Origin of the sequence: Mycolicibacterium psychrotolerans (genome assembly GCF_010729305.1) — a bacterium.
GTDB classification, from domain to species: Bacteria; Actinomycetota; Actinomycetes; order Mycobacteriales; family Mycobacteriaceae; genus Mycobacterium; species Mycobacterium psychrotolerans.
The window spans coordinates 1,437,775-1,460,942 of the sequence record NZ_AP022574.1 but is presented as its reverse complement, the minus strand read 5'-3'; the positions used below and the strand labels follow the sequence as shown (position 1 = coordinate 1,460,942).

General features: G+C 69.5%; 21 protein-coding genes. 10 read left to right on the top strand and 11 right to left on the bottom strand.

What is annotated here, in order from left to right; genetic code table 11:
* Positions 1–12 precede the first annotated feature (12 nt).
* Positions 13–771 (top strand): RDD family protein, encoded by a 759-nt coding sequence (locus G6N45_RS07240; RefSeq protein ID WP_163721200.1) that lies wholly within the window; start codon positions 13–15, stop codon positions 769–771.
* A 1-nt stretch (position 772) separates the two neighbouring features.
* Here the strand turns inward: G6N45_RS07240 and G6N45_RS07235 are convergent, their stop codons facing one another.
* Positions 773–1,240 (bottom strand): anthrone oxygenase family protein, encoded by a 468-nt coding sequence (locus tag G6N45_RS07235; RefSeq protein WP_246228910.1) that lies wholly within the window; start codon positions 1,238–1,240, stop codon positions 773–775.
* Positions 1,241–1,321: 81 nt separating this feature from the next.
* Between G6N45_RS07235 and G6N45_RS07230 the strand changes: the two genes are divergently transcribed.
* Positions 1,322–2,323 carry an AraC family transcriptional regulator gene (locus tag G6N45_RS07230; RefSeq protein WP_163721195.1) on the top strand — a complete coding sequence of 334 codons (1,002 nt, stop codon included), beginning with the start codon at positions 1,322–1,324 and terminating at the stop codon, positions 2,321–2,323.
* Here the strand turns inward: G6N45_RS07230 and G6N45_RS07225 are convergent.
* Positions 2,244–3,578 (bottom strand): carotenoid oxygenase family protein, encoded by a 1,335-nt coding sequence (locus tag G6N45_RS07225; protein ID WP_163721193.1) that lies wholly within the window; start codon positions 3,576–3,578, stop codon positions 2,244–2,246. The genes G6N45_RS07230 and G6N45_RS07225 overlap by 80 nt on opposite strands.
* A gap of 90 nt (positions 3,579–3,668) precedes the next feature.
* Here G6N45_RS07225 and G6N45_RS07220 point away from each other — a divergent pair, with 90 nt between their 5' ends.
* The 4 genes from G6N45_RS07220 (at position 3,669) to G6N45_RS07205 (ending at position 7,603) form a co-directional block, all read left to right on the top strand.
* A complete protein-coding gene (locus G6N45_RS07220) occupies positions 3,669–4,205 on the top strand; it encodes a PadR family transcriptional regulator (protein ID WP_163721191.1) in 537 nt (178 codons plus the stop codon).
* An 87-nt stretch (positions 4,206–4,292) separates the two neighbouring features.
* On the top strand, positions 4,293–4,985 hold the full coding sequence (locus tag G6N45_RS07215; RefSeq protein ID WP_163721189.1) for a PadR family transcriptional regulator: 693 nt from the start codon (positions 4,293–4,295) through the stop codon (positions 4,983–4,985).
* 74 nt (positions 4,986–5,059) lie between these two features.
* Complete coding sequence (locus G6N45_RS07210) at positions 5,060–5,938, top strand: oxidoreductase (RefSeq protein ID WP_163721187.1); 879 nt, start codon at positions 5,060–5,062, stop codon at positions 5,936–5,938.
* Between the two features lie 45 nt (positions 5,939–5,983).
* Entirely contained in the window at positions 5,984–7,603 is a 1,620-nt protein-coding gene (locus G6N45_RS07205; protein WP_163721185.1) for a peptide chain release factor 3, read from the top strand.
* Here G6N45_RS07205 and glpK read toward each other — a convergent pair.
* Entirely contained in the window at positions 7,600–9,117 is a 1,518-nt protein-coding gene (glpK, locus tag G6N45_RS07200; protein WP_163721183.1) for a glycerol kinase GlpK, read from the bottom strand. The genes G6N45_RS07205 and glpK overlap by 4 nt on opposite strands.
* Before the next feature lie 28 nt (positions 9,118–9,145).
* Between glpK and G6N45_RS07195 the strand changes: the two genes are divergently transcribed.
* The 3 genes from G6N45_RS07195 to G6N45_RS07185 are packed head-to-tail and all read left to right on the top strand — an operon-like array spanning position 9,146 to position 12,154.
* Positions 9,146–9,940 carry a class I SAM-dependent methyltransferase gene (locus G6N45_RS07195; protein WP_246228909.1) on the top strand — a complete coding sequence of 265 codons (795 nt, stop codon included), beginning with the start codon at positions 9,146–9,148 and terminating at the stop codon, positions 9,938–9,940.
* 35 nt (positions 9,941–9,975) lie between these two features.
* Positions 9,976–11,460: a glutamate-cysteine ligase family protein gene (locus G6N45_RS07190; protein WP_163721180.1), complete on the top strand. Its 1,485-nt coding sequence runs from the start codon at positions 9,976–9,978 to the stop codon at positions 11,458–11,460.
* 10 nt (positions 11,461–11,470) lie between these two features.
* Positions 11,471–12,154, top strand: coding sequence for a class I SAM-dependent methyltransferase (locus G6N45_RS07185; protein WP_163721178.1), 684 nt, complete (start codon positions 11,471–11,473; stop codon positions 12,152–12,154).
* Here G6N45_RS07185 and mftD read toward each other — a convergent pair.
* Positions 12,151–13,317, bottom strand: coding sequence for a pre-mycofactocin synthase MftD (gene mftD / locus G6N45_RS07180; RefSeq protein WP_163721176.1), 1,167 nt, complete (start codon positions 13,315–13,317; stop codon positions 12,151–12,153). The genes G6N45_RS07185 and mftD overlap by 4 nt on opposite strands.
* A gap of 157 nt (positions 13,318–13,474) precedes the next feature.
* Here mftD and mftM point away from each other — a divergent pair, with 157 nt between their 5' ends.
* Positions 13,475–14,350, top strand: coding sequence for a mycofactocin oligosaccharide methyltransferase MftM (gene mftM / locus G6N45_RS07175; RefSeq protein WP_163721174.1), 876 nt, complete (start codon positions 13,475–13,477; stop codon positions 14,348–14,350).
* Here the strand turns inward: mftM and G6N45_RS07170 are convergent.
* The 7 genes from G6N45_RS07170 to G6N45_RS07140 all read right to left on the bottom strand — a co-directional run bounded on the left by G6N45_RS07170 (position 14,347) and on the right by G6N45_RS07140 (position 23,152).
* A complete protein-coding gene (locus G6N45_RS07170) occupies positions 14,347–14,985 on the bottom strand; it encodes a MadR family response regulator transcription factor (protein WP_057149440.1) in 639 nt (212 codons plus the stop codon). The two genes, mftM and G6N45_RS07170, sit on opposite strands and share 4 nt — an antisense overlap.
* Positions 14,982–16,331 carry a MadS family sensor histidine kinase gene (locus G6N45_RS07165; protein ID WP_163721172.1) on the bottom strand — a complete coding sequence of 450 codons (1,350 nt, stop codon included), beginning with the start codon at positions 16,329–16,331 and terminating at the stop codon, positions 14,982–14,984. Before G6N45_RS07165 ends, G6N45_RS07170 begins: the two co-directional genes overlap by 4 nt.
* A gap of 10 nt (positions 16,332–16,341) precedes the next feature.
* A complete protein-coding gene (locus G6N45_RS07160) occupies positions 16,342–17,559 on the bottom strand; it encodes an iron-containing alcohol dehydrogenase (protein WP_407664307.1) in 1,218 nt (405 codons plus the stop codon).
* A 79-nt stretch (positions 17,560–17,638) separates the two neighbouring features.
* Complete coding sequence (locus G6N45_RS07155; RefSeq protein WP_163721170.1) at positions 17,639–19,159, bottom strand: VWA domain-containing protein; 1,521 nt, start codon at positions 19,157–19,159, stop codon at positions 17,639–17,641.
* 3 nt (positions 19,160–19,162) lie between these two features.
* Positions 19,163–20,296: an AAA family ATPase gene (locus tag G6N45_RS07150; RefSeq protein ID WP_163721168.1), complete on the bottom strand. Its 1,134-nt coding sequence runs from the start codon at positions 20,294–20,296 to the stop codon at positions 19,163–19,165.
* Between the two features lie 2 nt (positions 20,297–20,298).
* Entirely contained in the window at positions 20,299–21,591 is a 1,293-nt protein-coding gene (gene mdo / locus G6N45_RS07145; RefSeq protein WP_163727989.1) for an NDMA-dependent methanol dehydrogenase, read from the bottom strand.
* Positions 21,592–21,739: 148 nt separating this feature from the next.
* On the bottom strand, positions 21,740–23,152 hold the full coding sequence (locus tag G6N45_RS07140; protein ID WP_163721166.1) for a cation:dicarboxylate symporter family transporter: 1,413 nt from the start codon (positions 23,150–23,152) through the stop codon (positions 21,740–21,742).
* Between the last annotated feature and the right edge of the window lie 16 nt (positions 23,153–23,168).

Here is a 23,168-nt window from a genome sequence, read left to right as displayed (position 1 = left end):
ACCGTGGCGGGCATGGTCCGTCCGCAGCAACCGGTGGTGACCGGTGACGCGGTCGTCCTCGACATCCAGATCGCCCAGTTGCCGGTGCGCGCACTGTCGTCGTTGATCGACGTCCTCGTGGTGTTGGTCGCCTACGTCCTTGGTGTGGTCCTGTGGGCGATGACGCTGTCGGAGTGGAACTCCGCGTTCTCCGACGCGGTACTGGTCGTGTTCACGGTGCTGGCGCTGGTGGGTTATCCGCTGATCTTCGAGACCGCCACCCGGGGCAGGACGCTCGGCAAGATGGCGATGGGCCTGCGGGTGGTCTCCGACGACGGCAGCCCTGAGCGGTTCCGGCAGGCACTGTTCCGCGCGTTGTCCGGGGTGCTGGAGATCTGGATGCTCACCGGCGGCCCCGCGGTGATCTGCAGTCTGCTCTCGCCGAAGGGCAAGCGCATCGGCGACATCTTCGCCGGAACGCTGGTGATCAGCGAACGCGGCCCGCGGATGGCGCCGCCCCCGCCGATGCCGCCGCAGCTCGCGGCGTGGGCGGGCGCCCTCGAGCTGTCCGCATTGCGCCCCGAGAGTGCCGAGCTGGCACGGCAATTCCTCACCCGCGCGCACCAGCTGGATCCGCGCATCCGCGACGAGATGGCCGGCCGCATCACCGGTGAGGTGGTCGCGCAGATCTCCCCGCCGCCCCCGCCGGGCGCACCCGCTCCTCTGGTGCTGGCCGCCGTGCTGGCGGAGCGGCACCGCCGCGCGGTGCAGCGGCTTCAGCCGCGGTACTGAGTCAGCGCTGCGCCACACCGATCATGGTCAGCACCGCGGCCCCCAGGCCCGTCACGGTGCGGACGTGGTTCCACGCCACCCAGCTGTGCAGGTAGGCCCGCCACACTTCAGGGGAGGCGTCGGCGGCGTCGAGCCCGTCGTTGAGCGGCACGTTGGCGGCCACGGTGACCAGCGCCCCGGCGACGCCGAGCACCGCTCCGGCCACCAGCCAGATGCTGCCGGGCGCCTCCCACTGCAGCGCTGCCAGCACACCGACCACCACCGCCAGCAGTGCGGCGCCGAAGTAGACGAGCAGGAACACCGCACTGGTTTGCGCCTCGGCGTTGATGCCCCGCATCGCGCCGATCGCCCCGACGGGGCCGGCGCGGTCGAGCCCCTGCATCACGAAGGTGGAGAAGACGAACATCATGCCGCCCGCCGCGGCGCCGGCGAGCGCCGACGCGGAGGCGAGGGCGGTGAGGGGACTCATGTCTCGAGTCAAGAACAGCGGCACGAGACGATCCATCGCTGAGCGTGCCCAGAACATCATTCAGCGTCTACGCTGCGGAGTGTGGATGCGGTGGCCGGACTGCTCGACGGTGTCCGTGCGCGCGGCGCGTTCGTGCTGCGGATGCGGCTGGATCCGCCGTGGTCGATGAGTGTGCGTGACGAGGCGCCGTTGACCGTCATCTGCCAGACCCACGGCCGGGCGGCCCTCGTCACCGCTGACGGGCGCACGGTATGGCTGGACGCCGGCGACCTCGCGTTGACGCGCGGCACCGAGCCCTACGTCTACGCCGACGATCCCCGCACGCCGCCGATGATCGTCATCCATCCGGGCCAGCGCTGCACGACGGTGGCGGGGGACGATCTGCGCTTCGAGATGTCGCTGGGAGTGCGCACCTGGGGTACCAGCGACGCGGGATCCTGCCGGTCGGTGATCGGCGCCTACGAGGGGCACAGCGCGGTCGGCGCCCGCCTGCTGGACGCGCTGCCTGCGGTGGCGGTGCTGCGTGCCGACGAGTGGGACACCCCCCTGGTCGACCTGCTGTCCGACGAGGCCGGGCGCGATGGGCCGGGCCAGGAGGCCTACCTGGACCGGCTGCTGGACCTGCTGCTCATCGCGGCGGTGCGGGCCTGGTTCGACCGGGCGGACGCCGCCCCGACGTGGTGGCACGCCGAACAGGACGCCCTCGTCGGGCCCACACTGAAGTTGATGTACCACAACCCGGCTCACCCCTGGACGGTCGCGAGCCTGGCCGCTGCCGTCGGCTGTTCGCGGGCGGCGTTCGCGCGCCGGTTCGCCGATCTGGTCGGCGAACCTCCGATCGCCTTTCTCACCGGCTGGCGGCTGGCGCTGGCAGCCGACCTGCTGCGGTCAGGGGCGACGGTGGCCGCGGTGGCGCGCCAGGTCGGCTACGGCAGCCCGTTCGCGCTGAGTACCGCGTTCAAGCGCGTCCACGGCGTCAGCCCGCACGCGCACCAACGCCTGATCAGGCGGGAATCCAGTTCCCGTGGAAGCCGTAGGGAACCCGTTGCGGCAGAGCAATTCTGGCGACCGGCGGGCCGGTGAAGTCCGACGCGTCGATGATCACCAGATCGCTGCCGTCGCGCGCGGAATCGTAGACGTACCCGAGATACCATCCGCTGGTCTCGTCGGCCGGACCCGACGCCGACGGCACGAACACCGCCTCTCCCGGACCGCCGGGTGAGGCCGCCGTTCCGAACGTGTGCACGGCGGCTTCGCCGGTGACCAGGTCGTGGCGCACCAGGCTGGCCTCGCCGACCGATACCGAGTACCGGGCCGGCATCGTGGCGAGCCGGTCGTCGATGCGCGGGAACTCCACGGCGCGATCGTCGAGCTGCGACTCGGTGACCGTGCCATGCCGCAGGTCGATCGAATAGGTCCACATCGCTGCCTGCGGACCGAAATCCGCTTCCCCGCGCCACAATTCGGGATAGCGAACGGCCTGCACAGTGAGGACGTCACCCGCCTCGTGGGCGTTGACCACGTGGAAGATGTAGCACGGCTCGATGTCGAACCACCGCACCTCGCCGAACGGATCGTCGCGGCGCATCACCCCGAATCGTGCCCCGTAGTCGTCATCCCAGCGGAAGGGCATCCCGCCGCTCATGGCGGCCTCGGCGTTGAACACGATCGGGAGATCCATGAACACAACGTGATTCGTCGTCAGCGCGAAGTCGTGCATCATCGTCAGGGCGGGCACGTCGAGGGGCCGGTCCACCACCAGGGCTCCGGACGCGTCGGCCCGGTGGTAGGTGACGTACGGTTCGAACAGGTTGCCGTAGCCGAAGAAATGCAATTCGCCTGTGGTGGGGCAGATCTTGGGGTGCGCGGTCATCGCGTCGACGAGTTTGCCGTCGAAGTCGTACGCGCCGACCGTCTCGAGATCGTTGGTGATCTCGTAGGGCAGTGAGGATTCGACGAGCGCGAGTGTCTTACCGGCGTGGTTGACGACGTGGGTGTTGGCGACGCTGGAGCGCAGGTTGCGCGTGCCGTCCCCGTTGTAGAGGGGGAACGGGTCGTCGAAGCTGTCGGTGCGCACCCAGCGGTTGCGGTACCAGGCCGCGCGGCCGCCCTCGATGCGCAGGCCGTGGATCATGCCGTCGCCGGTGAACCAGTGCCCGGTCCCGGAGCGGGGGTTGGGGCCGTTGCGCAGGTACCACCCGTCGAGGTCGGGCGGAATCGCGCCGTCGACGGGCAGATCGAACTCGGTGAGTTCGGCAGGGACGGGTGCGTAGTTTCCGGTGCGGAAGAAGTCGCCTTCGCCGGGCAGGTTGCGCTGCTCGGCCTCGATCTCGGTCATGGGGACAGCCTGACATTCCACTAGTGACATGTCAATGGTGGATTGTCGTGGATAGTCCAGTCTTGGAAGGTCAGCGCTTACGATGCCGCCATGAGTCTTCGAATGGCAGCGCTGGGCCTGCTGGCCCAGCGCCCGGGCAGCGGCTACGACCTGCTCAAGTTGTTCGAGAACTCGATGGCCAACGTGTGGCCCGCCACCCAGAGCCAGCTGTACTCGGAACTGAACAAGCTCGCCGACGGCGGGCTGATCGAGGTCTGCGACATCGGGCCGCGGGGTCGCAAGGTGTACCGGATCACCACGGCCGGGCGCGCCGAACTGCGCCGCTGGATGGCCGATCCGGACGAGGATCCCCCCTTCCGCAGCGCGTCACTGCTGCGGGTGTTCCTGCTCGGCCAGATCCCGGCGCGGCAGGCGCGGCAGCACCTGAAGGAGACCGTCGAGCAGTCACACGCGGAGATCGCGCGGCTTTCGGAGCTGCGCGACAAGGTCGGACTGACCGACTCGGCCCAGGCCGACGACGACGCGTTCTTCGCCCTGGCCGCGCTCGACTACGGCCTGAGGCTGAATGCCATGCAGGCCGAGTGGGCACACGACGTCCTCGCCCGGATGGAGGGCCGCCGGAAATAAGCGTTGCATACCGATAGTTTCCGATATATCGTCAACGTATCGGAAGCGCGATCGGCGTTTCCTCCCCAACGTAAGGAACGACAAGCAATGAACCCCCCTTTCACACCCCCGGAACACCCCTTCGAGGCGCGTGGCTTCGGTTTCGGCTTCGGCCCCCAGGAGCGTCGCGCCCTGCACGAACACCGTCGGGCCGCCCGGCGCGAGTTCCGTGATCACCTTCGCGAGCACCGCGGCCAGGCCGGCTTCGGCGGTTTCGGCCCCGGCTTCGGTCCCGGTCTGGGCTTCGGCCCAGGATTCGGGTTCGGCCCCGGCGGACGCGGCGGCGCGCGGCGCGGCGGAGGCCGCGGCCGACGCGGCGACGTGCGCGCCGCGATCCTGACCCTGCTCACCGAACGGCCGATGCACGGCTACGAGATGATCCAGGAGATCGACGAGCGCAGCCAGCAACTGTGGAAGCCGAGCCCCGGTTCGGTGTACCCCACCCTGCAGCTCCTCGTCGACGAAGGCCTGCTGGTCGCCACCGAATCCGAAGGCAGCAAGAAGCTCTTCGAGCTGACCGACGACGGCCGCACCGCCGCCGCCAAGATCGAGACCGCCCCGTGGGACGAGATCACCGAGGGCGCCGACCCCACCGCGATGGGTCTGCGCAGCGCCGTGGGCCAGCTCATGGGCGCGGTCGCGCAGTCCTCGCACGCCGCGAGCAGTGAGCAGCAGCAGCGCATCGTCGAGATCGTCAACACCGCCCGTCGCGAGATCTACCAGATCCTCGGCGAGGACTGACCCTCGAGCGGATCCGGCGCGGTTTCTCCCCCGCACGGGGATGAAACCGCGCCGGATCCGTGTACATAGAAGTCATGGAGACATTTGCGCTCGGCACCCACACCGTCGGCCGCGTCGGGTTCGGCGCGATGCAGCTTCCCGGACCCGGGGTGTTCGGTCCGCCCCGCGATCACGACCAGGCTATCGCGGTGCTGCAGCGCGTTCCGCAGCTCGGTATCAATCACATCGACACCGCGCAGTTCTACGGACCCGACGTGGCCAATGAACTGATCCGCGAGGCGCTGCACCCCTACCCCGCCGATCTGGCGCTGGTGAGCAAGGTCGGGGCCCGCCGTGACGCCGACGGCAACTGGACGCCTGCCCAGGAACCCGACGAGCTGCGCGCCGACATCGAGCAGAACCTCGCCACCCTCGGCGTCGACCGGCTGGCCGCGGTCAACCTGCGCATCCACTCCGGTGATCCGAACGCGGTCGGCCCCGTGGACCGCGAGCTGTTCGACCGCCAACTCGACGCGATGATCGCCGCCCGCGACGAAGGGCTGATCGACGGGATCGGACTCAGCAGCATCTCCGTCGAGCACCTGCAGATCGCGCTCGAGCGCACCGAAATCGCGACGGTCCAGAACGCCTACAACCTGGTCGACCGGACCTCGCAGCCGGTGCTGGACCTGTGCACCGAGCGCGGTATCGCGTTCGTCCCGTTCTTCCCGCTGGGCTCGGCGTTCAACGCGGAGAATCCGGTGCTCGGGCACCCGGCCGTTCGGGCCGAGGCCGAGAAACTCGGCCGCACCCCGGCCCAGATCGCGCTGGCGTGGACGCTGAGCGTGGCGCCCAACGTGCTGCTGATCCCGGGCACGTCGTCGGTGGCGCACCTCGAGGAGAACACGGCCGTCGCCGAGATCGAGCTGGACGAGGAGACCAAGCAGGCCCTCGACGCCGCAACCGAGAAGTGAGCGATTCTTCGTTTCGGCAGGCCCGGCAATAAAATCGACAGCATCATGACGATCTCCACCTCGGCTGCGAAACCCGACCTGTTGTCGACCGAGGCGGGCCGCCGGCGCACCTTCGCCGTCATCAGCCATCCCGACGCCGGAAAATCCACGCTGACCGAGGCTCTGGTGCTGCACGCCAAGGCGATCACCGAGGCCGGCGCCATCCACGGCAAGGCGGGCCGTCGCTCGACGGTGTCGGACTGGATGGAGATGGAGAAGGCCCGCGGCATCTCGATCACGTCCACCGCGCTGCAGTTCCCTTACACGACGCAGGCGGGCAACACCTGTGTGATCAATCTGCTCGACACCCCCGGCCACGCCGATTTCTCCGAGGACACCTACCGGGTGCTCACCGCGGTCGACTCCGCGGTGATGCTGATCGACGCGGCCAAGGGCCTGGAACCGCAGACGCTGAAGCTGTTCCAAGTGTGTCGGCACCGGCGGATCCCGATCATCACGGTGATCAACAAGTGGGACCGCCCGGGCCGGCACGCACTCGAGCTGATGGACGAGATCACCGAGCGCATCGGGCTCAAGCCGACGCCGCTGACGTGGCCCGTCGGCATCGCCGGCGACTTCAAGGGCGTGCTCGACCGGCGCACCGGCATGTTCATCCGCTACACCCGCACCGCCGGTGGCGCCACCGCCGCACCGGAGGAACACATCGCGCCCGACGCGGCCCACGAGGCCGCCGGTATCGACTGGGACACCGCGGTCGAGGAATCCGAACTGCTCAGTGCCGACGAGGCGGACTTCGACCCGGAGACGTTCCGCGACTGCAGCTCCACCCCGGTCCTGTTCACCTCGGCCGCCCTGAACTTCGGCGTCAATCAGCTGCTCGACGTGCTGGCCGAACTCGCTCCCCCGCCCAACGGGGCGCTCGACGTCGACGGCAACCGCCGCGACGCGACCGCGCCGTTCAGCGCGTTCGTGTTCAAGGTGCAGGCCGGCATGGATTCGGCCCACCGCGACCGCATCGCCTACGCCCGGGTGTGCTCGGGCACGTTCGAGCGCGGCGACGTGCTGACCCACGCCTCCACCGGCAAGCCGTTCGTCACCAAGTACGCGCAGTCGGTGTTCGGTCAGCAGCGGTCCACGCTCGACACCGCCTGGCCAGGCGACGTGATCGGGCTGGCCAACGCCGCGTCGTTGCGCCCGGGTGACACGCTCTACGCCGACGTCGCCGTGCAGTACCCGCCGATCCCGAGTTTCTCGCCGGAACACTTCGCGGTCGCGCGGGGCACGGACCCCAGCAAGCACAAGCAGTTCCGCAAGGGCATCGAGCAACTCGACCAGGAGGGCGTGGTCCAGGTGCTGCGCTCGGACCGCCGCGGCGATCAGGCCCCGGTGCTTGCGGCGGTGGGCCCGATGCAGTTCGAGGTGGCCAGCCACCGGATGGCGGCCGAGTTCGGGGCCCCGATCGCGCTCGAGCCGCTGCCGTACACGGTGGCCCGCATCTGCGAGCCCGAGGGCGCCGAGACGCTGCAGAAGCTGGCGTCGGTGGAGGTGTTCACCCGCACCGACGGCGTGCTGCTGGCGGTGTTCTCCACCAAGTGGCGCCTGGAGAACGTGGCACGGGAGAACCCGGACGTGTCGCTGCGGTCGCTGGTCGCCGCAGGCGATTAGTCGACGTCCACCCAGTCCAGGGTGCGGTGCACGGCCTTCTGCCAGCCGGCGTAGCCCTCGGCGCGCTGCTCGTCGGACCAGTTCGGTGACCAGCGCCTGCCTTCCTGCCAGTTGGCCCGCAGATCGTCGGGGCCGTCCCAGAAGCCGACTCCGAGTCCCGCGGCGTAGGCCGCACCCAGAGCGGTGGTCTCGGCGACCTCCGGCCGCACCACGTCGACCCCGAGGACGTCGGCCTGGATCTGCATGCACAGATCGTTGGCGGTGATGCCGCCGTCGACCTTGAGCACCTCCAGGTGCACCCCGGAGTCCGCCTCCATCGCGTCGACGACGTCGCGGCTCTGGTAGCAGATCGCCTCGAGCGTCGCGCGGGCCACGTGGGCGTTGGTGTTGTAGCGGGACAGCCCGACGATCGCGCCGCGCGCGTCCGAGCGCCAGTACGGCGCGAACAGCCCGGAGAACGCCGGCACGAAGTAGACCCCGCCGTTGTCCTCCACCTGACGGGCCAGCGCCTCGCTCTGCGACGCGCCGCTGATGATGCCCAGCTGGTCGCGCAGCCACTGCACCGCCGAACCGGTCACCGCGATCGACCCCTCGAGCGCGTAGACCGGCTTGGCGTCGGCGAACTGGTAGCAGACGGTGGTCAGCAGACCGTTGTCGGAGCGGACGATCTTCTCGCCGGTGTTGAGCAGCAGGAAGTTGCCGGTGCCGTAGGTGTTCTTCGCCTCGCCGACCTCCAGGCACACCTGGCCGACCATCGCGGCCTGCTGGTCACCGAGGATTCCGGTGATCGGGACCTCGCCGTCGGCGGGCCCGGTGTCCAGCGTCGTCCCGAAGGGGTCGGTCACCGACGACGGGCGGATCTCGGGCAGCATCTGGCGCGGAATGCCGAAGAACGACAGCAGTTCGTCGTCCCAGTCGAGGGTCTCCAGGTTCATCAGCATGGTGCGGCTGGCGTTGGTGACGTCGGTGACGTGCACGCCCCCGCGATGGCCGCCGGTCAGGTTCCACAGCACCCAGGTGTCCGTGGTGCCGAAGATCGCGTCGCCCTTCTCCGCGTCGGCGCGCACCCCGTCGACGTTGTCGAGGATCCACTGGACCTTGCCGCCGGCGAAGTACGTGGCCGGCGGCAGACCGGCCTTGCGGCGGATCACGTCGCCGCGGCCGTCGCGGTCCAGCGCGGAGGCGATGCGATCGGTGCGGGTGTCCTGCCAGACGATCGCGTTGTGGTACGGGCGTCCCGTTCGCCGGTTCCACACCAGCGACGTCTCCCGCTGGTTGGTGATGCCCAGCGCCGCGAGGTCGGTGGTCGACAGGTTGGTCGAGTTGAGCGCCGTGGCCAGCACCGAGCCGGTGCGCTCCCAGATCTCGACGGGGTTGTGTTCCACCCAGCCGGCCTTCGGCAGGATCTGTTCGTGTTCGAGCTGATGGCGGCCCACCTCGGCGCCGTCGTGGTCGAAGATCATGCACCGGGTGCTGGTGGTGCCCTGGTCGATGGCTGCGACGAAATCGGCCACGCGCGCTCCTTCTCGGTAGAGGTCCATGATGGACCACATGGGTCTGTCAGCCATCACCGACGACGACATCGACCGGATGCCCCGCGGCGGACCGAATGCGTCGTGCCTGGACCGGCTGCTGCAGACCGACCGCCAGGAGTACCTCGACCGCGACTCCGACGCCCCCGCCGACGTGGCTCGCAAGCGCAGCGTGATCCGCGCCCTGAACTGGGCGGGCGAGGTGTTCGGCAATCACGAGAAGTTCGCGAAGATCGCGCTCGACGAAGTGGCCGAGGTCGCCGACCCGAAGATCCTCGAGCTCGGCGCGGGACACGGCGCCCTGTCCCGCACGCTGCTGGAGTGGCACCCGAGTGCGCGGGTGACGGTCACCGACATCGAACCGACGTCGGTCGCGGCGATCGCTGCGGGCGACCTGGGCTCGCACCCCCGCGCCACCGTCCGGCTCATGGACGCCACGGCGCTCGACGCCGCCGACGGCGAGTTCGATCTCGCGGTGTTCGCGCTGTCGTTTCATCACCTGCCGCCGGCCGCGGCCGCGCGCGTGCTCGCCGAGGGCACCCGCGCCGCGGCCACCCTACTGATCATCGACCTGCCCCGTCCGCCGGCACCGCTGCACCTGATCCGGCTGGCGGCCATGCTGCCGCTGGCGCCGTTCGTGCCGTTCGTGCACGACGGGGTGATCAGCTCGCTGCGGGCGTACAGCCCGTCGGCGCTGCGGGCCCTGGCAGCGCACGCCGACCCGGCGATCACCGTCGAGTTGCGCGGCGGACTGACCAGCCCGCAGGTGCTGCTCGCCCGGCGTGACGCCGAAGTCCTTGATTGAGCAACTGCCCGCCCGAGGCCCGGTGATGGCGTCTAATGGCTGTCGTGGGCGAGGAGCTGAAGCAGACCGAGTTCACTCGCGCGCAGCGGCGCGAGTACCGGCGCAAGGTCCAGTTGTGTCTCGACGTCTTCGAGACGATGCTCGCGCAGTCGAGCTTCGACTTCGAGAAGCCGCTGACGGGCATGGAGATCGAGTGCAACCTCGTCGACAGCGACTATCAGCCGGCGATGAACAACTCCGAGGTGCTCACCGCGATCGCGGACCCGGCGTACCAGACCGAGTTGGGCGCCTACAACATCGAGTTCAACGTGCCGCCGCGCCGGCTGCCCGGACGCGCGGCGCTCGACCTCGAGGCCGAGGTCCGCACCAGCCTCAACGCCGCGGAGGCCAAGGCCAACACCGACGGCTCGCACATCGTGATGATCGGGATCCTGCCGACCCTGATGCCCCAGCACCTGTCCGGGCACTGGATGAGCGAGTCGGTTCGCTACCAGGCACTCAACGACTCGATCTTCACCGCGCGCGGCGAGGACATCGACATCGACATCGCGGGTCCGGAGCGGCTGAGCCTGCAGACCGCCTCGATCGCGCCCGAATCGGCTTGCACCAGCATGCAATTGCATCTGCAGGTCTCTCCGGGCGACTTCGCGAACAACTGGAACGCCGCCCAGGTGCTGGCTGGGCCGCAGTTGGCGCTCGGCGCCAATTCGCCGTTCTTCTTCGGCCACCACCTGTGGGCCGAGACCCGCGTCGAGTTGTTCGCCCAGGCCACCGACACGCGTCCCGACGAGCTGAAGACGCAGGGGGTGCGGCCGCGGGTGTGGTTCGGGGAGCGGTGGATCACGTCGATCTTCGACCTGTTCGAGGAGAACGTCCGGTACTTCCCGTCGCTGCTTCCCGAGCTGTCCGACGAGGACCCGGTGGCCGAACTCGCCGCCGGCCGCACACCGACGCTGTCCGAACTGCGGCTGCACAACGGCACCATCTACCGGTGGAACCGGCCGGTGTACGACGTCGTCGGGGGTCGGCCGCACCTGCGCGTCGAGAACAGGGTGCTGCCCGCCGGACCGACCGTGGTCGACATGATGGCCAATGCGGCGTTCTACTACGGGGCGTTGCGCACACTGTCCGAGGAGGACAGGCCGCTGTGGACCAAGCTGAGTTTCGCTGCGGCGCGGTCGAATTTCGAGTCGGCCGCCCAGCAGGGCATGGACGCCCGGCTGTACTGGCCGGGGGTGGGCGAGGTGACACCCGACGAGCTGGTGCTGCGCGAGCTGCTGCCGATGGCCGACGAGGGTCTGCGCCGGTGGGAGGTGTCGGCCGAGGTGCGGGACCGCTACCTCGGGGTGATCGAGGGCCGCGCGAAGTCGGGCCGCAACGGCGCGGTGTGGCAGGCGTCGGCGGTGGCGGCGCTGCAGGACCGGGGCATGAGCCGGCCGACGGCGCTGGCCGAGATGTTGCGGCTGTACTGCGAACGCATGCACACCAACGAGCCGGTGCACACCTGGGACCCCGCGTAGTTTGGTGCGCATGGCGGACAATCTGGGAGACCTCGACTGGGACGACGCCTATCGCGGGGAGGGCGCGTTCGAGGGTCCGCCGCCGTGGAACATCGGGGAACCGCAGCCCGAGCTCGCGGCGCTGATCGGGGCCGGCAGGGTGCGCAGCGACGTCCTCGACGCCGGCTGCGGCCATGCCGAGCTGTCACTCGCGCTGGCGGCCGACGGGTACACCGTCGTCGGCATCGACCTGTCGCCGACGGCCATCGCGGCGGCGACGGCGGCCGCCCGGGACCGCGGCCTGACCACCGCGACGTTCGTCGCCGACGACATCACCACGTTCACCGGATACGACGGCCGGTTCGCGACCGTCCTGGATTCGACGCTGTTCCATTCCCTTCCCGTGCAGGGCCGCGACGGGTACCTGCGGTCGGTGTACCGCGCCGCGGCCCCGGGCGCGTCGTACTTCGTGCTGGTGTTCGCCAAGGGGGCGTTCCCGGCGGAGCTGGAGCAGAAGCCGAACGAGGTGACCGAGGACGAGTTGCGCGACGCCGTGGCGCGGTACTGGACCATCGACGACATCCGCCCGGCGTTCATCCACACCCTGCCGCCGAACTTCGTCGACGCGCCGGTGCCGATGCCGGCCTTCGACACCGACGAGAAGGGCAGGCCGAAGATGCCGGCGTACCTGCTCACGGCGCACAAGCCGGCTTAAACCCCCAGGTCGCGCCGGAAACCTTCTGGTATCACCAGATCAACCCGCCTGAGCTCCTGGACCGACGACAGACCGAGCCCCAGCAGCGCGGAATCGATGCCGCCGCGCAGAATGTCGAGCACGTTCTCGACGCCGGCCTGGCCGCCTGCGGCGAGCCCCCACAGGTAGGCGCGGCCGATCATGACCGCGCGGGCGCCCAGCGCGACGGCCTTGACGACGTCGGAGCCGCGCCGGATCCCGCCGTCGAGCACGATCTCGACCTGATCACCGACGGCGTCGGCGATGGCGGGCAGCGCCCGGATGGGCGCGGGGGTGCCGTCGAGGTTGTTGCCGCCGTGGTTGGACACCGAGATGGTGGTGACACCGGCATCGACGGCCCGCTTGGCGTCGTCGACGCGCATCACCCCCTTGAGCATGAAGGGGCCGCCCCACTGCTCGCGCAGCCAGGCGATGTCCTCCCACGTCGGTAGCGGGGTCTGCATCCACTCGCCGTAGGCGCCGAAGAACGTCGGCGGGTCGCCTCCGTCGGCGAGGTTGGGTGCGGTCAGGTCCGGCACCCGGCCGGTCTTGGCGAACTCGAGAAGCCAACGCGGCCTGCGGATCCCCTCGGGCGCGAAGCGCAGCATGGCCTTGAGGTCCATCCGTTCGGGGATGGCCGGGCTGCCCCAGTCGCGGCCGTTGGAGAACGACCAGTCGGTGGTGATGATCAGGCCGACCGCTCCGGCGCGGCGCGCCCGCTCCATCCGGGCCAGCAGCTTGTCCCGGCCGCCGGTCCAGTACATCTGGAAGAACGTCGCGGAATTGGCCGACGCCACCTCCTCGATGGGCTTGCTGGCGAACGACGACAGGCCGATCGCGGTGCCGCGGGCCGCGGCGGCGCGCGCCACGGCGACCTCGCCGTCGGGGTGGACGGCCTGGACACCGGTCGGCGAGATCAGCACCGGCAGCGAGATCGCCTGTCCCATCACGGTCGTGGCCATGTCCCGTTTGCCGGACAACCCTGCGACGTGCGGGGCGAAGCCGAGCTCGGCGAAGGCCGAGGTGTTGTCGGCGGCGGTGAGGCCCTTCTCCGACCCGGCGACCAGCGCGCTGTAGACGCTGGGCGGCAGTCGCTTTCGCGCACGTCGTTGTGCTTCGGCGACGGTCTCGAACCAGGTGGCCATCGGTGTCTCCCTCTTCGGCGGTGTAGTCAACGTTAGAACAGCCCGCGGCCCGGGCAGAACTCACCGATCGGGCAGTCACCACCCATCCGGACGGCTCCCCCATCGCACCCGTTCGGGGCGCGCGCACACCGCAGCACGGCGCCTAGCGTCAACGAATATGCAAGCAGCCCTGCTCGATCCGCTCGCTCCGTCGCCGCGGGGCCGGTGGAGCGGTCACGGTGTCCAGGTCACCCGGCGCCGTGGTCCGCACCGCCCGCACCCGGCCGGCGCTACCGTCTGCACCACCCGATTCTGCGTGCACCGGCGCGAACAGTGGCTCGCCGTCGAGCACGATCTCACTGCCGGTGAGCTGTCCGACGAGCTGACCGGGCTGCTCACCGAGCAGCTGGTCGACACCGGCGTGCTGCACGGGCAGTCCGAGTTCGAGCTGGTGTTCACCGGCGTCGTCCGCTCGACCGTCGACGGCGGGCTGTCGTCCTGGCTGCGCTTCTACCGCAACTCACTGGCCGCGCTCGAGCGCGGCGACGCCGCCTTCGCCCCGATCCACGCCGAAGCGGCCGCGCAGGTGCGCGGGCACCGGTTGATCGATCTGGGTTCGTGTTTCGGGTTCTTCCCGCTGCGGATGGCCGCGCTCGGACACGACGTGCTGGCAACCGATCTCAGCCACTCGGCGATGCGGCTCCTGGACCGGGTGAGCGCGCGGCTGCGCCGGCCGCTGACGACGCTGGCGTCCGATGCCGCCGATGTCGGGCTGCCCGACGGCAGCGCCGACACCGTGACCGCACTGCACCTGATCGAGCACCTCCCGACCGGCGTGCTGAATGCGGTCCTCGACGAGGCGCTGCGGCTGGCGCGCAGGCGCGTGATCGTCGCGGTGCCGTTCGAGGAGGAGCCCCGGGACTGCTACGGGCACCTGCAGCGCTTCGACCTGCCCCGGTTGCATCGGCTGGCCGACGGGCTGACGGCCCGGCATCCGGGAATCACCGCACACACCTACGCCTTTCACGGCGGCTGGCTGGTGCTGGACCGTTAGATCAGGCCCCGCTTGCTCGCGGCGTACACCGCCTCGGCGCGTCTGCTCACCTCGAGCTTGCGCATGATGTTGCTGACGTGGAACTTCGCGGTCGTCGCCGAGATGTAGAGCTTCTCGCCGATCTTGTTGTTGGACAACCCCGCGGCGAGCAACCGCAGCACCTCCACCTCGCGGTCGGTCAGCTGCGCGCGGGTCTCTCCGCGGCCCGACATGGACCGCACCACCGCCGCGGCGCTGCGCGAATCGAACGCGCTCTCGCCCGCCGAGATGGCCCGGATCGCCCGGACCAGCTCGGTGGTGTCGACGTCCTTCACCACATACCCTCGCGCGCCTGCATGCACCGCGCGCACCACGAGGTCCTCGTCGAGGAACGTCGTGAGCACCAGCAGGCCGAGCGCCGGATACTCGGCGGAGAGTTTGGCGCACAACGTGAGTCCCTCGAACTCCGAGCCCGCGGAGAGCTTGAGGTCCAGCAGCACCACGTCGGGTCGGGTGGCCCGCACCACCGCCTCGGCCTCGGCCTCCGAGGCGGCCTCCCCGACGACGACGAGATCGTCGGCGCGTTCGAGCACCGACCTCAGGCCCTGCCGCAGGATCGCGTGATCGTCGACGAGGACGAGCCGGATGGGTGTCATGAGTGTCGGCTTTCTGCAAGGGTTCCTGCGTGATACGGGATGCGCGCCACGACGCGCACCCCGCCGATGCGGGACCGGTACACGTCCAAGGTCCCGCCGTGTTCGGCGGCACGGGCCCGCATGTTGGCCAGGCCGCGGTGCCGGCCGTCGACGTCGGCAGCCTCGGCCATCCGCAGGATCAACCGCAGCATGTCCGGGTCTCCGGTGCCGTCGTCGGCGATCGACAGCGCCACCGCGTCATGGCTGTAGGACAACCGCACCAGGGCGCGGGTCGCGTTGCCGTGCACCGCGGTGTTGAACAGCGCCTCACCGGCGATGCGCAGCAGGGCGTGCTCGACATCGCCGGGCAACTCGACGGCGGGGCCGTCCACCCGCAGCGTCACCCGCAGATCCTCGGGCATGTGCACGGTCGCCAGCTGTCCGAGCATGGCGGCCAGGCTGGAGCGCTCGGCGTCGGCGGGCTGGTTGAGCGCGTAGATCGCCGAGCGCAGCTGCTCGGTCGCCGACCGGGTGAGTTCCTTGGCCAGATCCAGCCGGCCGGCCAGTTCACCTGCGCCGTGGCCGATCTCGCTGCGGCACACCTCGATCTGCATTCCGGCCGAGAGAACGGTCTGTGCGACGCTGTCGTGGAGTTCGCGCGCGATGCGGTGCCGCTCGGAGTTGAGTACCTGATGGCGTTGTGCCGCACCGAGTTCGCGCTGAGTGGCCAGCAGTTCGGCGTTGCGCGCCTCGGACTGGGCCAGCAGCGTCACCGACTTGGTGAACAGCGCCGAGTTCTGCAGCGCCACCGCGGTCTGGCCGGCTAGGATGCGCATCACCATCGCGTCGGTGCCGTCGAGCGTGCGGTGCGGCGGCGTCCACGCCGCGAATGCCCCGATCACGGTGCCGTCCAGTTCGATCGGCACATGCGCGTGCTGTTTCTCGATCACCGGTAACCGGAACTGGGCGAGTTGCCCGCGCAGGATGTCGTTGAGCCGGTTGAGCACGACGTCGGGCAGCGCGGCACCGGGATCGGCTGCGCTGCAGAGCCCTTCGAACGCGTACGCGACACCCTCGGAATCCAGGATGAGATGTCGCACACTGGCCTCGGGCAGCGCGCCGTCGGCGAGCGCCAGCAGCACCCACTCGGCGTCGAGGGTGGCCCGCGCCGCCTCGGCCACCGCGCGCACAAGATTCTCCGGACCCTCGATCGTCTGCACCAGCGCCCGCGAGATGGTGTCGAGCGCCGCGATCACCCGGTCCAATCGCTGTGCGGTGAGCCGCAATTCGGGGTAGAAGCGGCCCTTGCCCGACCGCAGACCCGTCAACCTGGCCAGGTCGGGCGGGCCGGTGTCGGCGGCGGTCACGGGCCGGGCCTCACATCGCCGCCTGGAAGAGCGCCTGCATCTGGACCTCGTCGGCACTGCGCGGGTTGGTGCTCATGCAGGCGTCGGCCAGCGCCGTCTTGGCCAGCCGGGGCAAGTCGTCCTCGGACACCCCCAGTTGCGCCAGCCCGCGCGGCACGCCCACATCACGGGCCAGCCGGTCGATGCGGTCGGCCAGCGCCAGCGCCGCCTCGGCGGCGGGCGTGCCCGGATCAGCGACCCCGAGGAACGTCGCGATGGTCTTGTACGGCTCGGGGTCGGCCTCGGCGTTGAAGCGGATGACGTGCGGCAGCAGCACGCCGTTGACCACACCGTGCGGCAGATCCAGCAGGCCACCGACCTGGTGGCTCATCGCGTGGGCGGCGCCGAGGATCGCATTGGTGAACGCCAGACCCGCCTCGAGCGCGGCCTGGGCCATCAGCACCCGCGCGGGCATGTCCGCGGGCCGCTCGAGGGTGTCCGCGAGGTTGTCGGTGACCATCTGCACGGCGCGCAGCGCGTGATGGTCGGTGAGCTGGTTGTGGCCCAGCGACACGAACGCCTCGATGCCGTGGGTGAGCGCGTCCAGCCCGGTGGCGGCGTTGAGCCAGTCGGGCATCGTGGTGAGAAGTCGCGGGTCGATGACCGTGATGTCCGGGACCAGCGCCCGGCCCAGGATGGTGATCTTGGTGTTGCGGGTGGTGTCGGTGACGATGCAGAACTGCGAGACGTCGGCACCCGTGCCGGACGTGGACGGCACGACTACCAGCGGCGGGATCGGCATCTCGGCCTTGTCGACCCCCTCGTAGTCGAGGATGTCGCCGCCGTTGGCCGCCAGGATCGCCACCCCCTTGGCGGCGTCGATCACCGACCCGCCGCCGACGGCCAGCAGCACGTCGCAGCCGTGTTCGGCGTAGGTGTCGAAGCCGGCCGCGATCTCGTGGTCCTTGGGGTTGGGCGTGAGGTCGTGCCACATCCGGGCCTGGATGCCCTGCTCGGCGAGGTGGGCGACCATCTCGTCGGCCCATCCCGCTTCGATGAGGCCGGGGTCGGTGACGAGCATCGGCCGCAGCGCGCCGAGCCGCAGCGCGGCGTGCGCGGCCTCGGCCATGGAGTCGATGCCGAACACGATCTCGGGAGCGTGGAACTTCAGCAGCCGGGCGCCGCAGTCGGCGCGACGCGGCTCGTCCCGCGCCGCGACCGCCGTCACGCTGGTCTCCGGTCTCGCCACTGCCTCGCCTCGCCCGCCCCAGGCCGGGCGCACGGAATGTGACCCGGACAACATCCTGCGCTCCAGCGTACGGCTCACGTCATCTCCCCACCGCGTCCGCGGCGAACTCGTGCGCGGCGCTCTCCAGCCCGGACAGGTCGGCCACCACGCGGATCCGGTCGCAGAACTCGGCGTAGGCCGGCAGGTCGCAACTGCCCAGTCCCCAGGAGTAGCGCGGCTCCGGGGTGAGCCACACGGTTTCCCGCGCGCGCCGGGTGATCTCCTCGAACGCCGCGAGGTTGGGATCCCTGGCGTTGGTGCGGCCGTCGCCGAGCACCAGCACGGTGGTCCGGCGGGTCACCGCCGAGGAGTGTTCGGCCAGGAACTCGCCGAAGACGCTGCCGTAGTCGGAGTTGGCTGCTGTGTCGATCACGTCGCCGCCGAAGATCAGTCCGAGCGCCTGTTCGCTCGGATGGTCGCGGAACAGTTCGGTGGTCTCGGCGACGTCGGCGACGAACACGAACGACCGCACCTGGGTGAACAGGTCCTGCAGTCCGTGGACCAGGTTCAGCGTGAACCGCGAGGTCGCCCGTACCGACAGGCTGACGTCGGCGAGCACCACCAGCCGCGGCCGGTCCTCGGCACGGCGCACGGTGACGGGCTTGAACGGCACCCCGTCGAAACGCATGTTGCGGCGCATGGTCTGACCGGAGTCGACGCGTCCGGCGGCGGCGACCCGGCGGCGATGAGTGAGGGCGCCGTGCAGGGTGCGGGCCAGCCGGCGCAGCGAGTCCTCCAGGTCGGCGCGCTCGGGCTCGGCGATCCGGTCCACCAGCGCCTCGCGCCGCTCGCGGGTCTCCACGATCGCGGTCTCGAGCGCCAGCAGCGCCTCGAGGTGACGCTTCAGCGCCAGCGGCAGGTTCTCCAGCACCCCGGCCAGCCGGGTGCGCAGCGCGGCGGCGTCGGATTCATCCCCCTCACAACCGGTTTCGGACTCGAGCCAACCGAGCAGCACCTCTTGCTCGGCGATGGTCAGCTCCGCGTCGACCGGCGTGCCTGCAGAGGTGGACAGGGCGCCCGCAGTCGCGGCGCCGCGCAGGCGGTCGGTGGACAGCTGGATCCGCACCGCGTCGTCGGCGCTGCTGCGGGTGTCCTTGGAGAACGCGATCTCGTCGGTCAGCGCCGCGAGGTCGATCTTGTTGGCCTCCTGATGCAGGTTGTAGCGCTGCGCGAGGTCCTCCTGTTTGAAGTAGTCGCGGATGCTCGACGGCTTGCCGTGCTCATGCCCCTGTTCGGGGGTGTCGCTCGGTTCCTCGGAGAGCGTGAAGGATTCGAGCTCTCCGCCGTCGACGAGGTCGTCGTGGGCGTGGGAGTGCCCGTGCCCGCCGCGCTCACCGCCGACCCGCACCAATGCGAAGAACGCGTCGAAGATCTCGTCGAAGACCGGCGCGTCGCGCTCGTCCTTGACGAGCGCGACGCGCAATGCGGTCCGCAGGACAGCCCGGGACGACAACACACCGGGCTGCCCGGCGCACCGCATCGCGTCCAGCGCCTCGGGGATCGAGACCCGTAGCCCGGCAAGGCGCAGGAGCCGGACGAACCGGTGCAGGGTGGCCTCCATGACCTACAGCGCCCGGCGCCGGCCCAGCGTCGCCGTCGCCGACTTCTGCTCGGTCTTCTTCGGGGTGCCGTAGTAGCCGTCGGTGAAGCGGCCGGGCTGGTCCTTGGCCAGCCGGGCCGCCGGCCCGTCGTCCCCGTGGTCATGGTCGTGATCGTGATCGTGGCCATGGTCGTGCCCGTGGTCATGCCCGTGGCCGTGCGGGTGGGGATGCCGTTCGGGCACGTTCGCGTTGGGGTCGACCAGCCGCGGCAACGCGTCAAGGGACTTGCGGACGTCCTTGTCGTACTTGACCACCACGGACACGGTGTCCGACAGCACTCGGGCCGACAGCTCGTCGACGCCGAGCACCGCCAGGGTGCGGGCCCAGTCGATGGTCTCCGAGATGCTGGGCGCCTTGCGCAGTTCCAGCTCCCGCAGCCCGCGGACGATGTCGACGAGCTGGGCGGCCAGCGCGTCGGTCAGCCCGGTGTTCTTGGACCGCACGATCTCCAGTTCGCGCTCGGCGGCCGGGTAGTCCAGGAACAGGTGCAGGCAGCGTCGCTTGAGCGCCGCCGCGAGGTCGCGGGTGTTGTTCGACGTCAGGATCACATAGGGGGCGTGCTCGGCGACGAACGTACCGATCTCGGGTACCGACACCTGGTACTCGCCGAGCAGTTCGAGCAGCACGGCCTCGAGCGCCTCGTCTGCCCGGTCGATCTCGTCGATCAGCAGGACCACCGGCTCCGGCGAGCGCACCGCCTCCAGCAGGGGCCGGGGCGCCAGGAACCGGTCGGAGAAGAACACGCTCTCCTGTGCACCGATCCGGTCCACGGCCTCCTCGAGATCGGCTGCGTCGGAAACGATCTGGCCGATCTTCTCGCGCAGGATCTGGGTGTAGAGCAGCTGCTTGCCGTAGTCCCACTCGTAGAGCGCCTTGGTCTCGTCCTGGCCCTCATAGCACTGCAGCCGCAGCAGCCGGCGCCCGGAGGCGGCGGCCAGCGCCTTCGCCAGCTCGGTCTTGCCGACGCCGGCCGGACCCTCGATGAGCAGCGGCTTGTCGAGGCGGGTCTGCAGGAACACCGTGGTGGCCAGGCGCTCGTCGGCGATGTATCCCTCGCCGGCGAGCGCCTCGCGCACCTCGTCCACGGATGCGAACATCGCTACGGCAGCAGCTCGTCGAGGCTGCCGTTCATGCAGTGCTCGACCACGGGGCGCACGGTCTCGAACGTGCACTCCTTGGCGTTGCCCGGCGTGCAGGCGTCGCCGAGGACGTGGTTGGTGATGCGGTCGACGTCGGCCTTGTCGCCCTTGATCACCGGAGCGTTCTCGTAGAACTTGGTGGGCCCCTGGCCCAGCCGGTTCTTCGAGTAGCTGTCCTGCTTGACGTCGACGAAGCGCTCAATGATGTCGACGTCGCGCAGCAGCCGGATCGCGGCCGCCAGCGCGGCGTCGGCGGCCTGCACGTCGGTCATGCCGTAGGTGTCCACGCCCATCGCCTGCGCGATGTCGGCGAAACGCTTGTAGGCCACCGGCATGTTGAACGCCCACACCCGGGGCAGCGCGATCGCGTTGTTCAGGCCGTGGTGCGTGTCGTAGAACGCGGAGATCGCATGCGAGATCGAGTGGATGATGCCCAGCCCGCCCGAGTTGAACGCCTGCGCGGCGATGTACTGCGCGTACATCATGCCTTCGCGGCCCTTGAGATCGGTTCCGTTCCAGGTGGCTTCGCGCAGGTTCTCGGCGGTCAGCTTGATCGCGCGGATCGCGTTGCCCAGCGACGGCTCGAAGTTCAGCCGTGAGACGTAGGGCTCCGACGCATGGGCGAGCACGTCGAAACCGCACTGCGCGGTGTAGTCCACGGGGCATTCGAAGTACAGCACCGGGTCGTCGACGGCCAGCGTCGCCACCGACGCGTCGTCGAACGCGACGTACTTGTGCGGGTTGTCGGGATCGGTGGTGGTGTCGGTGATGACGTAGGCCCACGAGGTCTCCGAGCCGGTGCCCGCGGTCGTGGAGATCGCGATGTGCGGCGGGTTCTTCGGGTTCTCGCTCTTGTTGAAGCCCTCGAAGTCGTTGACGTTGCGGCCGTCGTGGGCGATCGAGATCCGGGCGCCCTTACACGCGTCGTGCGTGGAGCCGCCGCCGATAGAGACGAAGCTGTCGCACTCGTTCTCCTGGTAGAGCTTGACCGCGTCCATGACGTTGTAGTCCTTGGGGTTGGACTCCACCTGGTCGTAGACCACGACCTCGAGTCCGTGCCACTTCAGCGACTCGGCCATGTTGTGCACGATGTCGGTGCCGCGCAGGCCCGAGCTCATCAGCAGCGTCCGCTTGAAGCCCATCTTCAGCGCTTCCGGGCCGACCATCTCGTGCGCGCCGGGGCCCATCATCGCGCGGGGAAACGGGTGAAACTCTTTGATGGGGAACGGTTTGAGGAGATCTTCGACCTTCATGGCGACGGGTTCCTTTCCAGAGCCGATCTGCGGTGCGGTGGCGGTGTCGAGCACCAACATGGCACGGCAGATGTGACGGAGAGAACACCTTGGGCCCACAACCGAATCGTCGGGCAGCGCAAGTGCGGACGACCGGAGGGGACCCGACCTACCCGGTCGGAGAGGACTCCTTGGTCTCCAGCGTCCCGCGGGTCTCGCGGACGTCGCGGTCCTCGCGGGTCTCCTCGGTCGAGTCGTCGTCGTCGACCATCGTGGACTCGTCGAACGGCCGGTTGCCGTCGAGGACGTCGTTGAGCCGACCACTGTCGAGGGTGTGCGTCCAGCAGGCGACGAGCACCGTGGCGACGGCGTTGCCGGAGAAGTTGGTCAGTGCACGGGCCTCGGACATGAACCGGTCGATCCCGACGATGATGCCGACGCCGTCGAGCAGTTCAGGCCGGTGGCTCTGCAGCCCGGCGGCCAGCGTGGCCAGGCCGGCGCCGCTGACTCCCGCCGCACCCTTCGACGCGATGATCATGAAGGCGAGCAGCCCCAGCTGTTCGGGTATCGACAGCGGGTCACCCAGCGCGTCGGCGATGAACAGCGACGCCATGGTCAGGTAGATCGCCGTGCCGTCGAGGTTGAACGAATACCCGGTCGGCACGACGATGCCGACCGTCGCCGGTTCCACGCCGGCGTGCTCCATCTTCGCGATCAACCGCGGCAGCGCAGACTCCGAGGACGATGTGGCGACGATCAGCAGGTACTCCCGGGCCAGGTAGCGGGCCAACTTGAACACCGACACCCGGGCCACCATCCACAGCAGCGCACCGAGGATGCCGAACACGAAGATCACGCAGGTCAGGTAGAAAGCCAGCATCAGCACCCCGAGCTGGATCACCGCCTCGAACCCGGTGTCGCCGACCACCTCCGCGATCGCGCCGAACGCGCCGATCGGCGCCAGCCACAGCACGCCGATCAGGATCTTGAAGACCAACTTCTGCACGCCTTCGATCCCGCGCAGCAGCGGCTCCCCGGTCCGCCCCAGCGACTGGATACCGAATCCGACCAGCAGCGCGACGAACAGCGCCTGCAGCACGTTGCCCTCGGTGATCGAGCTGAACAGCGTCGTCGGGATGATGTCGGAGACGAAGTCCATTGCGCCTCCGGCAGATTCGGCCTCACCGGCGAGTTCGGCGCCCTTACCGGGATCGCTGGTGACGTTCAGGCCGGTGCCGGGGCTGATCAGGTTGCCGACGACCAGGCCGATGGCCAGGGCCACCGTCGACATCACCAGGAAGTACCCGATCGCCAGGCCGCCGACCTTCCCGACCGCGGTGGCCGCGCGCACCTTGCCGATGCCGAGCACCACCGTGCAGAAGATGACCGGGACGATCATCATCTTGATCAGCTTGACGAACAACTCGCCCAGCACACCGAGCGAGGCGGCTATGTCGGGCGCCACCAACCCCACCACGATCCCGGCGATCACCGCGACGATCACCATGATGTAGAGCCAGTGCGTCCGGTCCCGCTTCTTCTTCTTCTCCGGCTTGGCCTGTTCGGCCTCGGTGGCTGTCATGGGCGGCGTCCCTCCA

Coding starts and splice junctions, on each gene's coding strand:
- G6N45_RS07240 (WP_163721200.1), top strand. CDS start 13: ATGGTCCGTCCGCAGCAACCGGTGGTGACCGGTGACGCGGTCGTCCTC.
- G6N45_RS07235 (WP_246228910.1), bottom strand. CDS start 1,240: ATGAGTCCCCTCACCGCCCTCGCCTCCGCGTCGGCGCTCGCCGGCGCC.
- G6N45_RS07225 (WP_163721193.1), bottom strand. CDS start 3,578: ATGACCGAGATCGAGGCCGAGCAGCGCAACCTGCCCGGCGAAGGCGAC.
- G6N45_RS07220 (WP_163721191.1), top strand. CDS start 3,669: ATGAGTCTTCGAATGGCAGCGCTGGGCCTGCTGGCCCAGCGCCCGGGC.
- G6N45_RS07215 (WP_163721189.1), top strand. CDS start 4,293: ATGAACCCCCCTTTCACACCCCCGGAACACCCCTTCGAGGCGCGTGGC.
- G6N45_RS07210 (WP_163721187.1), top strand. CDS start 5,060: ATGGAGACATTTGCGCTCGGCACCCACACCGTCGGCCGCGTCGGGTTC.
- G6N45_RS07205 (WP_163721185.1), top strand. CDS start 5,984: ATGACGATCTCCACCTCGGCTGCGAAACCCGACCTGTTGTCGACCGAG.
- G6N45_RS07195 (WP_246228909.1), top strand. CDS start 9,146: ATGGACCACATGGGTCTGTCAGCCATCACCGACGACGACATCGACCGG.
- G6N45_RS07190 (WP_163721180.1), top strand. CDS start 9,976: ATGGCTGTCGTGGGCGAGGAGCTGAAGCAGACCGAGTTCACTCGCGCG.
- G6N45_RS07185 (WP_163721178.1), top strand. CDS start 11,471: ATGGCGGACAATCTGGGAGACCTCGACTGGGACGACGCCTATCGCGGG.
- mftD (WP_163721176.1), bottom strand. CDS start 13,317: ATGGCCACCTGGTTCGAGACCGTCGCCGAAGCACAACGACGTGCGCGA.
- mftM (WP_163721174.1), top strand. CDS start 13,475: ATGCAAGCAGCCCTGCTCGATCCGCTCGCTCCGTCGCCGCGGGGCCGG.
- G6N45_RS07170 (WP_057149440.1), bottom strand. CDS start 14,985: ATGACACCCATCCGGCTCGTCCTCGTCGACGATCACGCGATCCTGCGG.
- G6N45_RS07155 (WP_163721170.1), bottom strand. CDS start 19,159: ATGGAGGCCACCCTGCACCGGTTCGTCCGGCTCCTGCGCCTTGCCGGG.
- G6N45_RS07150 (WP_163721168.1), bottom strand. CDS start 20,296: ATGTTCGCATCCGTGGACGAGGTGCGCGAGGCGCTCGCCGGCGAGGGA.
- mdo (WP_163727989.1), bottom strand. CDS start 21,591: ATGAAGGTCGAAGATCTCCTCAAACCGTTCCCCATCAAAGAGTTTCAC.
- G6N45_RS07140 (WP_163721166.1), bottom strand. CDS start 23,152: ATGACAGCCACCGAGGCCGAACAGGCCAAGCCGGAGAAGAAGAAGAAG.